Source organism: Anaeromicrobium sediminis, assembly GCF_002270055.1.
GTDB classification, from domain to species: domain Bacteria; phylum Bacillota; class Clostridia; order Peptostreptococcales; family Thermotaleaceae; genus Anaeromicrobium; species Anaeromicrobium sediminis.
In genome coordinates this window covers 1-13325 of sequence record NZ_NIBG01000041.1, presented here as the reverse complement: position 1 = coordinate 13325, position 13325 = coordinate 1, and the positions used below count along the sequence as shown (strand labels likewise).

The following is a 13325-nucleotide window of genomic DNA, read 5'->3' as shown; positions in this document are numbered from 1 at the left end:
CTGTAATAATGGCAAAAAAGGCCATATAGTAATTTGAAGGGGTTTGGAGTATTTATAGAAAGAATTTTACAGGCATGTGACAATGATTTTTAAATAAAAAAGAAGGTATAGATGATTAATCACCTAAACCTTCTTTTTTATTTAACCCACTTAATATATTCATTAAACCTATTACAAATAAGAACAGTAACGGGAAGTTATATCTACTTTGTCCTTCATATGTGAAGTACACACTCATGAAGAATAAAGTATTTACTGATGGTATTAATATTATGCTGCTTATTTTATATTCTTTATTTATTAGTCCTTGTATTATTAATTTTATAGAAAATAAGGCATATATTATTCCCATACTACTTAGGGTATATATTATTATATCCCTAACACTTCTATTAAAATGATTATTTCTTATTATATAAGACTGTTCGCCCTTAGTTAGTTCTTCGAAATTATTAGTTTTCTCTTCATTCTTAGTCCAAGCATCTATATCCCAACTACCACTATAGAATATGGAATTTAATCTTAGGGTTCCTAGCTTTAAGAACTCTACCTTATTATTTACTATCCATTTTGTTGCGGACTTTTTAATTATGGGTTCTATTTCTGGTGCTACTTTTACACTTTTTTTAGATAGTATTTCTTCTATCTTTTCTTTGTTTTCCCTTGTATTTGGCACATCTAATAGGGGCATCCAAGCACCAGTAGTATTATAGTCATTATTATTTATATACATTACATATCCAGAATTGTAGGATACGGGAATAATCCTTCCAAACTTCTTATAATTTCTATAAGTCCAAGGACATATGATCATGGCCATAATGATTAATCCGCTCGTTACATATATTATTGCCTTTTTCATATCCTTGTCCCTTAGATAATCTATAAAACCTAAAACAATGGGATATACCATAAAAAATGGTTTAGTTAAAGTTAATATACCTATTAAAAAACCAATAACCCCTACTTTAAGTTTAAAATTATACTCTAGTAGGTAAGAGAGTATTAATAAACTAAATAAAAAGGTGAAATAAACCTCTGTTCCCACCGCATTATTATAGGCAATGTAATTTGGTATGAAAGCTACCATAGTATAAGTACCATATATTATGAACTTATCATCTGTAAGTTTAACCGTTATAAAGTATATGATTATTAAAGTTAATATGGATAATATAACATTAAAATTTTTAGCCACTTGTATGTTATCATCTCCAACTATTTTATATACGAAACCCAAGGTAGTAGGGTATCCCATTCCCTGAAATGCAATTGGCCAGCCATCTAATGTGTGTCCTAAATGATTATATATATTAGAAGCTATTTCATGATAAGTTTGAAAGTCATAAAGTTGTTTTGTTTTAACATTGTTTATATATTTGAATTTCATTATGGAACTTGTAATTAGAATAAAGACAAAGTACAATCTCTCTATATGTTTTTTCATATTTATCCCCCTATATTACCTGTGACCAGCTACCCATTCAAGGATACTAAAGGTTAAGAGTGGGAATTTTAACCATAATCTCTTAACCCTAATCTATTAACCCTATTTATTTTTAATAGCTGCTCCCACAAAATCCTTGAATAATGGATGAGCCTTTGTAGGTCTTGATTTAAATTCTGGATGGAATTGTCCAGCCACAAACCAAGGATGATCCTTTACTTCCACTATTTCAACTAGTCTTTCATCTGGAGATAGTCCACTTATAACTAAACCTGCCTTAGTTAATTTATCTCTGTATTTATTGTTAAATTCGAATCTATGTCTATGTCTTTCATAGATTAAATTCTTTCCGTAGGCCTTTTCTGCCAATGTATCCGAGAATACTTTACATGGATATACTCCGAGTCTCAAGGTTCCACCCATATCTTCTATGTCTATTTGGTCTGGCATTAAGTCAATAACTGGATATGGTGTATGTGGGTTTAACTCAAAACTATGAGCATCCTTTAATCCAGCCACATTTCTAGCAAACTCTACTACTGCAAGTTGCATTCCTAGACAAATTCCTAAGAAAGGAATCTTATTTTCTCTAGCATATCTTGTTGCTGCTATTTTACCTTCTACACCTCTATCTCCAAATCCTCCAGGAACTAGTATACCATCTGCATCATTTAAGTAGGATTCCACATTTTCATCTGTAATATCCTCTGAGTGTATCCAATCTATATTCACCTTAGTATCATTTGCAATTCCTGCATGCTTTAAAGACTCTGCCACAGAAAGATATGCATCATGTAGTTCCACATACTTACCAACTAATGCTATAGTAATCTCATCTTCTAAGTTCTTTTCCTTTTCTACTACTGCTGTCCACTCTGTTAAATCAGGCTCCTTACACTTTAATCCTAGTCTATTACAAACTATTTCAGGCAATCCTTCTGCCTCTAACATAAGAGGAACTTCATATAGAGTTTCTGCATCTGTATTTTGAATTACGTTCTTAGAATCCACATTACAGAAAAGACTTATTTTATCCTTTAACTCTTGGCTCATTGGTTTTTCAGTTCTGCATACGATCACATCTGTTTGAATACCTATTTCTCTCAATTCCCTAACGGAGTGTTGAGTAGGCTTAGTCTTCATCTCTCCTGCTTTTCCTAAGTATGGAAGTAATGTTAAATGAATATACATTACGTTTTCTTTACCCACATCATATCTAATTTGTCTAATGGCTTCTAAAAAAGGTTGACTCTCAATATCTCCCACAGTTCCACCAATTTCTGTTATAACCACGTCCGCATTAGTTTGGTTTCCTGCACGAAGTACTCTTTCTTTAATTTCGTTAGTAATATGAGGAATTACCTGAACTGTAGCTCCTAAATATTCACCTTTTCTCTCTTTATTTAGTACGGACCAATAGATTTTCCCCGTAGTCACACTACTATAACTTCCTAAGTTTATATCTATGAATCTTTCATAGTGGCCTAAATCTAAATCTGTTTCTGCTCCGTCTTCTGTTACAAACACTTCACCATGTTGGTATGGGCTCATTGTACCTGGGTCAATGTTTATATATGGGTCAAATTTTTGAATAGTCACTTTAAGTCCTCTTGCCTTAAGTAACTGACCTAGTGATGCTGCTGTGATTCCTTTTCCTAGTGAGGATACTACCCCTCCAGTTACAAATATGTACTTTGTCATTATAGAACTTCCCCTTTCCACAATAATGGTTATCTTCTACCTTAGGATATGGTTTTCCGTAAAAAAAGTGAGGCCACCCCTAAGGGTGACCTACCTATTCATCCATCTATTTATGGCAGGGCACCCTAGTAGGGTGCTCGCTAGTATTTAAAATAACTGTTTTATTATATAGTATTAACTATTAATAGTCAATTTATTTGTTAGTAGTTTTTTAATTATAATTTATAATATTTTCTCTATAATCCTTTTGTAAATCCCTTTCTAAGAATCCTAAGAAAGAAACTAACATGGCAGAAGCTTCTGCTCTAGTTAATATTTTATTAGGGTAAATATTCCCCTTCATATCTCCATTTATTATTCCAATTTCCTTTGCTACATATATGCCTTCCTTTGCCCATCCAGGAATTTCATTGTCGTCATTAAAAGAAGTGTAAAAGCCTGGTGTAGGTGCTTTAGTTTGAAAACCTAAAGCCCTTATTAATATGGTTATGGCTTGTGCTCTAGTCAATGATTTTTCTGGTGCAAATAAGTCTTTAGATATGCCCGATATGATATTTTTCTCTAAAGCATTTTTTATATATTTGTAATTTGGACTTTCTACAGGTACATCTTTAAATGGTGATACTTCAGGTTCCTTATTTCTACTACGACTTCTTTTCTTTTCCTCTTCTTCGTTACTAGGTCTTATATCACAAGCCCTTATTATGGCCTTAGTAAATTCCACCCTTTTAATTGGTATATCTGGTGCAAAAAATTCTGATGTTTCGTCAAATACATCTAGTGAATATAACTTTTTGATATGATTTACAGCCCAATGCCCTTCTATATCTCTAAATTTAGGAACTAGTAATCGTTCTATTTTAGGTACCTTTTTATTACTAAGTTCTATAGTTCTTTTTACTCTTCTTTTGTTATCTATTTCATCATCATCTTCATAGGGCATATTATATTTTATTCTAGATACCATGCCACTTTCAGTAACTCTCATGTGACCACCATCTATACTAGATAGATCTGCTTTGTTCTCATTATATCTTAATGTTTTAGTTGTGCTGTCACTTACTTGTATTTCTATGTTTCCATTCCATGATTCCTTATCTATATTGCCATCTTCATCCTTAGTATACTTTATAGATTCTATATCTTTGTTTATAATAAGGGTTTCTGTGCTACCCCAAAAGTTATAGTATCCCGTATTGGAACCACTTATAGTTACTATTACTTCTCCTTCATCCCTATTTATTTCATAATATTTTCGCCCTGTTAAATTACCTGAATAAAAATCAGAAGCTGGTCTGTTATCTGTCACATCCGATTTAGATAGTTGATAATCCTCTAAATCATATTTATCTTTCCCTACTTTTATGGATTCCTTATACTTATCCACTATAGTTTGACCTATAGTTTGACCCTTTTCCTTGTTTTTATCATATGTGGTAATTAAAGTTATACTTCTATCCAATTTACCATCTATGCTTTTATCCTCTGGAGTAAGTTTTAGTGTATATGTTATAGTTTTTTCATTATCCTTAATTTTTTCCTTTTCCTTTAATTCTCCTACAAATTTAATTGGCTCACCCGTTATGAACACCATTTCTTCATATTTGTATTCATTGTTAACTCCACCAGAAAAAATAGGTGGCGCAGCCCAGGATGAAATAGGTGTAAGTATTACAACTATTGCTAAGATCATAGAAATTATTCTTCTCATTATGAGCCCCCTCTTTTTCTACTTAACTATTACTATTTTTCCATCATAATCATCTCTTATTATGTATAAACTATCTTTCATTAGTAATTCTTCTGGAGTTATGATTTTATCGTCTTTAATTATCATGGCCTTTTCTAAATTTATATTTATACTAGAATTCTTCATTATCCATTTTTCCTTATGATCACTCCAGTCCTTACTATTCATAAGGGTTAAAGTCCATCCTGTAGAAGAACTGTTTTCCACCTTTTGAACATGTCCTGTAGTTATTCTTTCTTTTCCTAATGAATCTAAGTCTTTCATAATATACCCTACAGTAATCCTATCTCCATCCGTATAAAAATAAGTATACCAATCTTTTAAGTCCCTATCATCTATTTCATCGTCATCTTCATCTACAGAAAAATTCCCTTGAAAAAATTCTTTAGCAGATATTATTTCTTTTTCCTCTAGATTATATATTTTAGTATCCTCATCATAATATAATCTCTTTTCATCGTCTTCATCTTCAGTTCTAAAGGAATACCATTCATTTTCCTTTAGTATATAAAAGTCATTTAAATATACACTATCTTCAAATATTCTATTCATTCTACCTGCATAGATATGTTTTTGTCCTATATTAGAATTATTTATTGATGTGTTGTATATATCTATAACACTAGCATGTAGGCTATCCTTATATCCATCCGCAATTATTAGGGCATCATTTTCTTCATCTATTATGGATTTTTCAACTAGTCTACCATCCTTCAATATTATGGTCCCTTCACTTAAAGTTAGATTTTTATTATTTCTAAGTTCTAGGGAGTCGGAGAAATAGTTGATTTTTCTAATTTTATCAGAATATATTTTACTATATTTTTCTTGTAATACTAATTTCTTTATCTTATCTTCACCGAAGAAATCCTCCACTGCTAAATATACTGTTTTACCCACAAAGTATTTTAACTTATCATTACTTATACTTTGTGCTTTTAAATACATGGGAGTATCATAATCGTATTCTATAGTTGCCATTGGTTTTATTTCACTCCACTTGCCATCCGTAAAGTTATATATATTTTCTAATGTGATTTTATTTTCTATCTCATCTACTCTCACTAATTTTGCCTTATATATGTCCTTTACCTTTATGGAGTTATTTCTAATTTCCATTCTACTTATGATATCCGTATCATACTCATCAAAGTATAGTTTTACCTCATCACCAATGTATAAACTATCAAGACCTATACTCTCTCCACTTTTATTTACTATGGTAATGGGAGAAGTGAAGAAAAGCTTCTCTTCTCCTGTTATTAATTTTATATTCAGTGTATCCCTATCAATTTTTTTAACTACTCCCCTTAGGGTCTTAGACTGGGGTGAAATGTATCCTAATTTTTCTGTTGAGTAAGCTTCAAGGGTTATTAACCTTTTACCCTTAATATCTCCATAGACTTCCATACCTTCTTTCATATCATTTGGTTTAACTAATATATCGTCTATTTTTAACACTACATTTCTAGCCAACTCTATTTCGTGAATAGTTCCATCGTATTCTTCTATCTTTACTTTATTGTCATATTTTTCTTTCAAATACCCTTCAATATAACCATTTCTATAGGGATCATTTACCCCTCCATAGGAGATAGTTACTATAAAAATCAACAGTATTAGTATTACACTTATAGCCTTCTTCAATTTTATCTACCTCCTAGAATAATGAAGTGTCCTAGCCTATCTGTAACACCTGATATATTGTATACTTCATCATTACCCTTTCCTAGAACCACATTTTCATCATCAATTCTTACTAATTTGATCTTTTTAATTCTTCTTAATTTAGCCTTATCCTTATCTAAATCTAAACTTACGAATATGAGTGACCCCGTATAGTCTAATTCGTCCACATTATCTTCCACATAGTCATATGCCTTTAAAGATAACTGATTTGATATTATGGTCTCTCCCCTTTGTGGTACATACTCACTAGGTTTACTCATAATATTAAACTTAACACCTGCATTGTCCATATTATCTTTAGTTTTATAATTATAGAAGGTATTTGGATTAAATTTCACAATATAGTCATTGCCTATAACAGTCAAATTCTGTACATCTAATTTTCCAATGACCTTTGCTGGTATATTTATGGTTATATTCTTACTTCCTGCTAACTGTCCTTCTGTTAGGTCTAATGTGGTATATTTGTTATAATCATCTACTCCAATGGTTATTGTGGCATTTTCACCACTCTTATCTATAACCGTATCTTCACCTAATTCTCCATCTTCATCTTTTCCTACTTTACTTCCCGTTTCAACTTCATTACTTTCCATGGAATATATGGATGAACCATACTTTCCTACGGCAGTTATTACGAACTTGTATTCAGTCTTTCTCTTTAGATCATCGTATACAAAGGAAGTTAATTCCGTATTTCCTATATATCTCTTGTTGTTATCCTCTACCACATATATTTCATATTGGGCAGCATCCTTTACTTCATCCCAATTTACCTTAATATATTGGTCATAATAAAGCTGAGCCCATACGTTAGTAGGTGCTGGAGTTTCTGGTAAACTATACTTTAGGTTTTCATAGATATCAGTGGCACCCTTATCTGGGTTAACAACCATTACTCCTATTTCATCTAACTTACCTGCTGGAGCCGTAACGATTAATTCACTTTCTGATACAAATTCACTAGTAGCCTCATTTCCCGATTCTACTATATATTTTTTCCCTGATATATATATTATGTCTCCATCTTCACTATCGGCCTCTTTTATTACTGGTGCAAATATAACCTTAGCTCCGCCTACAAAGCCAGACCCTTTAATCTTTATCTTATTTCCACCTTCAATGGATATGCTATTTATATAGTTGTCCTTATCATCAGTAACCTCGGCTATTTTAGGTTCACTTACATAGGTGAACTTTTCTGATGATATGGCCAATTCCCCATCTTCATTCTCAACTTTAATATCCACTTCTCCTGGAGAGTGAGGTGGTGTTGTTATTACTATCTTAGTAGAAGATATGGATTTTATATATGTATTTTCTAATACCTTTTCTCCTATTATTACTTTTAAATTATCTCTAAAGTCCTTACCATTTATGGTTACTTCTGTACCACCCTTTGATGGTCCAAACTTAGGGTCTATAGATTCTATTTCTGGTGCCGTTTCCCCTTTGATAATTTGTATGTAGATAGGTGGAGATAGTTCATCTGATGATGCATTTCCTCCATCTGGGTTACTAATTACTACTCTAAAATTCTTTCCCACATTACTTTCATCAGTCTCAGGCATTGTGAAAGTCAATTTATCTGGTATTTGGTATTTAATATCACCAATACCTATAGTTGCAATATCACCTATTTGTATAGTGGCATTATCTACAAATCCTTGTCCCAATATGGAGATTGTATTACCGCCCTTATAATTTACCCTTATTAATTTTATTTGTTTATCTTCTACTATTGCCTCTATTGGATCTTGTCCATCCTTTGTTATATTTGTAATCTCAGGTTTACTAGAAGGATTTTTATAGTCAAATTTACTTGTGGCAATTCCTCCATCTGAATTTATATAATTTAAATTTACCTGTCCCACAGTATAATAGGATGGTGTATATACTATCACATGTTTGTCGTTATTATATTCAAAGTTAGGTGAATATCCCCTTTCGATCATAAGCCTTTTATTTTCCACATTTAATAAAATCAGTTCATCGTAATTTTTATCACTATTAGGATCATCGCTTGCATACTTTTCTACATTTCCATCTTCATCCGTATAGGATAAGAAACTTACAGGAACAAATACCTTTTCATCGTTATAATCTACTTCTGCCTTATAAGTCTTATCTCCTGAAGCTATTTCTAATGTGACTTTGTGGGCAACACCATCATAAACAACCTTTAGATTTCCATCTAATAAAACAGTGGTTTTACCATTATCTATGGATCCAGAGTTTTCTTCTCCCTTAGGAATATCTTTATTTGTTATATCTCCAAATCTAACTAATGGCATATTAACTTGTTTAGTCTTTATTGTAATTCCTTCCTTGTACATTACATTTCTATCTTTGCTTAGGAATAATTCTGTTCCTTTTATTTCAACCTTTTCTCCACCCTTTTTATCACCACTATTAGGCATAACCGTAGTAATAGTAGGATTTGAAGATTCATAAGTAAATTTCACCTTGTTTGACGTACCCTTATCACTATTCACTAAATATACGTCCACTTGACCATCTTTCCCCTCTGGAACGATTACATTAATGTATCCATGGTCGAAATCTGTGATTTCTGCTTCTTTATCCCCAAAATATATTTCAGGTAATACGGGAATTACTATGTCATCATAGTCCTTACCATAGGTTGTCTTATAGTCTTCACCGTATTTATTTTTAAGATCATTAACCTTGTCTCCTGCAAAAGAATCAGGCCCTTTAGTACCATCATCAGGGGTATTTGTATACACATGCCAGCCATTTAAGTCAATATATGGCTCTCCACTATCCCAATGACCATTTTTATTACTATCCGTATAAGGTTCTTCGTATCTGAAATCTTGACCTGTAATTTCCACATAATATCCACCAGAAGCCTTACCATTATCCTTATATATGGAGTTAATTATTGGATTTGAAAAGGGTAATATATATGTGAATCCATCCTCCACACTTGCACTAGACCCATCTGATGGGTTTACCACAACTACAGGTACAGTTATTCTATTACCACTTATACTTTGTTCTAATTTGGGAACTTTAATATTTATACTAAGGCCATCGCTAGATACGGTAGTATCCACATTTGGCACTTGTACTCCATTTATACTTACTATGGCATTATCTTCAAAGCATTTCTTGCCATCTGCATTAGGACTACCCTTTATGCTTATATAGTATCCGCCATCAACAGAACCTTCATTTGGTTCTATGGATGATATATTAGGTTTATTATAGGGTTGAGGATAGTAATTAAATCCTTGTTCATTTATTTTACTGTCTGTCTTAGTATCTGGATTTTTAATAGTAACATCATAATATCCAGGTTTAGTTAAATTAGTAGGAATTGTGAAATACAATTTTCCTATGGATAGGACTTTTACCCTATTTCCCACTATTAAGTTATCTACCACTTTATATGGTGTATACATATATAATTTTATTGTAGTTGAACCTGTTAGCTTTATTACATCATGGTTCCCTTCTTCTTCAATTGTAACTTGAAAAGTATCCCCTTCTCTACTGTGGGCCTCTATATTATTCCCATTTCTTTCAATTTCATATTTTTCATCTATACCATTAGATAAAGTTATTTCTTTATCTTCACTCTGGTCTATAACATAGTACTTATTAGTATCATTATTTTTTAATATTATGCTATTGTAATAATCTCTAATTAAGTTTTGATCACTTGTGTCTAGTATTTTATTATCAGACTTTGCCTTATAGGCTTCAAGTTGTATCTTATTATTGCTAGAGTCCATATTATATTCATTAATATCTTGTCCCTCTAGTAAAACTCTAGTTCCTATAAACTTGTACATATTATCTGAAGACCCAGTTGGATCTGGTTTTAATAAATTTTCTCCATTTAAAACTACTAAAGTATTAGAACTTCCCATCTTAGGTGAGAAATCTATTATTTTAGGTACCGTATATGTCTTAACATAAATGAAAGGATATGTGTCTATTCCACCCTTAGGATTTACTACTTGAAGTTGCGTCTCTCCTTCAAACTGGCCTGCAGGTGCTATAAATGTTATTTTTCTTCCATCCCCTTGGATTTCTATATTGTTAACTACATTTCCACCAATTATTACTTGAGCTCCATCCTTAAATTGACTACCTATAATTTCTATGTCCATTCCACCTTCTATAGATACAATATTAGGGTTTACTTCCTCAATTGTAGGCGTATCATTATCTGATACTAATACAAATTCTATACTATCAGTTTCTTGTTCATATAAACCTTCTTCTGTTGAGTTTCTTACAGGGTTTATAACTTTGGTCCATGTCTTTCCAATATTCTCAACACTAGAATCCTTAGGAACTTTTACTAATATCTTTGTTCCTAGTTCATTTCCCTCACTGCCATCTAGTTCATTTCCCTGAGCATCAAAAACTCTAAGTTCAATATTAGAATCAGTATTTTTATCTAATCTTATGGAATTTCCAAATTCTACAATTGGGTATCTAATTTTTTCTTCAGTTCCTTCCGTATACCTATGTATAAAGAAGTTTTCTCCATATATGGCTATTAATCTATCTTCATCATTAGAAATTTTATATTTAGAACCATCTTCTACTACTTGTATTTTGTTTGGAACAACCTCTTCAATGTCTGGTTCAATTTTACTGGCAATAAATGTAAAACCATTAGTTAATACAGCCTTATCTTTTAGGACAATATTATTAGGAAATCCCTGTAACTCAATTACAGTTTCCGTTTCTATAACTACATCCTTTACAGGATCCGTGTCCGCATCAGTAACAGGCTGAGTACTAACCTTTATTTTATCTAGAGCGCTAGAAAAAGAATACTCATAATTTCCCCCTGGGTTTTTATAAAATTTCGCAACAGGTCCTATTATTACTTTAACTGTTCTTGTAACCTTCTCCACCGGAGTTCCACCATAATTTCCCTTTACTTCCTTTGACGTATCACCATATTCAATAGTTATGGAGTTATCTGTTCCGTATACATCTCCTGTAACAGTTATAATATTATCATCTAGGGTTAAACTAGGTATATTTAAGGAACCGAAATAGATTCCTGATATTTCTGCATCTGCACCTATATCTGCTCCCTTATTAGGATTTACAGATAATATCTTTATCTTTTGTTGAGCATCTATTACTGTAAACTTTTCATATGATGGCGGTGCCCCAACAATTAGACGTTCAGTTATTGATTTGTTAGGATCATCTCCATCAGATATTTTATTCGTGAATACAACGTAATATTGTCCAGCCTCAAGACCCTCAGGTACATGGGTGATAAGAACTTGTCTATCATCTATATCTGGCTCATAGTGAGTACCTGTACCCTTGTATTTTGTTTCATATGTATCTGTTAAATTTTTTAGAAAAAATACATCATACTCATTTAACCCACTAGTAGCTATAAACTGTATCTCATCTCCTGGCAATCCCCTATTAGGATTCATTACTAAATTGCTCACATTTATTTCTTTTACTAAAGAAAATTGTTCTTTATAAGTATTTTGAACAACAAAGTTCACATTCCTAGGATTACCATCTTCACCTGTATATGTTTTATTTTCTGATTTTTCAATAACTATTGTTTGCAGTCCTGCTTGACCTACCAGTTTATCATTAGTTATTGTCACAGAAGAAGAATTATTAAAATCATTATTATTTAATTGTGTCTTTCCTTTACTATTTTCATAATAAATTTTATAACCTGAATCATTTTTTATTTTATCCAAGTTGTTTCCTGATATTATCAAATCATCTGCGCTATCACCCATGGTTAACATTCTAGAATTTACTCCTAATATGGTAGGTAAATCTGATAGACCTGTATTAATGAATACTGTCCCCACCTGTATCTTATCTCCTATTATGTCTCCATCTATAATGAATTCTTGCACAGTATTACTACTATGTGTATTATTTGTAAATGGAACATATCCACTACTAGTAACCGTACCAAAATCCACTCCTATCAAATTGTTTCCCACAAAAGTTACTTTCGTTTTATCTACTGTATAGGTACCTTCTTCATAGGTTTTTGTAATATACATATCTGTAATATAGTATCCATCAGCTGCCCACACCTTATATGAGCTAATGGGTATACTTAAAAAAATTAATACAAAAGCCATTGCAATGGCCCCTGCTCTCTTGAGTCTTTGTCTCACCTTATCCTCACCATCCTATTTGTTAACTATCACAAATATACCTTTATGATTGCTTAATACTTCTACTCTTTTGTCAATTAAATTCACACTAAATTTTTCTTCATAGAAATTTCTCAATTCTTCATCATATCTTAGCACCTTAATTTTTTTAAGATTACTCTTTTTATATGGTATCTTTACTATGACGCTATCTACATTGAAGTTTTCTCCGTATACTCCTATAAAGTCTGATAAGATAGTTTTTCCTCTTAATTTCCTTTTAATATTCGTAAGCTTATGGGGATTTACTCTGCCCACATATAAACTTATATCTTTATCTCCATTTATTTTTCTTATGTTGAATAGGTTTATATCTCCACTGATTGACTGAGTTTCTAAGAGACCTAAATGATCACCATAATATTCAATTTGTTTTAAGTAAGTATTATAGCCCATTAGCTTGTCTAATTTTAGTTCTAACTTATTATGATTACCTATTATTTCTAATGTATCTTTATTTATTTTTAAATCACTTTTGACGTCTCCATAATGAGTTTCATCTTTCATTTTATAATTTTCATTTGGAACATGGTCT

General features: G+C 31.7%; 6 protein-coding genes. All 6 read right to left on the bottom strand.

Annotated features, from left to right (window positions below; all coding sequences use genetic code 11):
* Nucleotides 1–115 precede the first annotated feature (115 nt).
* Complete coding sequence (locus CCE28_RS21445; RefSeq protein WP_095136242.1) at nucleotides 116–1447, bottom strand: glycosyltransferase family 39 protein; 1332 nt, start codon at nucleotides 1445–1447, stop codon at nucleotides 116–118.
* Nucleotides 1448–1549: 102 nt separating this feature from the next.
* The gene (locus tag CCE28_RS21440; RefSeq protein WP_141228411.1) at nucleotides 1550–3148 is read right to left on the bottom strand and encodes a CTP synthase; all 1599 of its coding nucleotides are present in this window, start codon (nucleotides 3146–3148) and stop codon (nucleotides 1550–1552) included.
* 211 nt (nucleotides 3149–3359) lie between these two features.
* A complete protein-coding gene (locus tag CCE28_RS21435; RefSeq protein ID WP_095136241.1) occupies nucleotides 3360–4859 on the bottom strand; it encodes an S-layer homology domain-containing protein in 1500 nt (499 codons plus the stop codon).
* Between the two features lie 18 nt (nucleotides 4860–4877).
* A complete protein-coding gene (locus CCE28_RS21430) occupies nucleotides 4878–6545 on the bottom strand; it encodes a hypothetical protein (protein WP_095136240.1) in 1668 nt (555 codons plus the stop codon).
* A 2-nt stretch (nucleotides 6546–6547) separates the two neighbouring features.
* Entirely contained in the window at nucleotides 6548–12751 is a 6204-nt protein-coding gene (locus CCE28_RS21425; RefSeq protein ID WP_095136239.1) for an IPT/TIG domain-containing protein, read from the bottom strand.
* A gap of 15 nt (nucleotides 12752–12766) precedes the next feature.
* A partial coding sequence (locus tag CCE28_RS22425; protein ID WP_207652950.1) for a hypothetical protein occupies nucleotides 12767–13325 on the bottom strand: 559 nt, incomplete at its 5' end.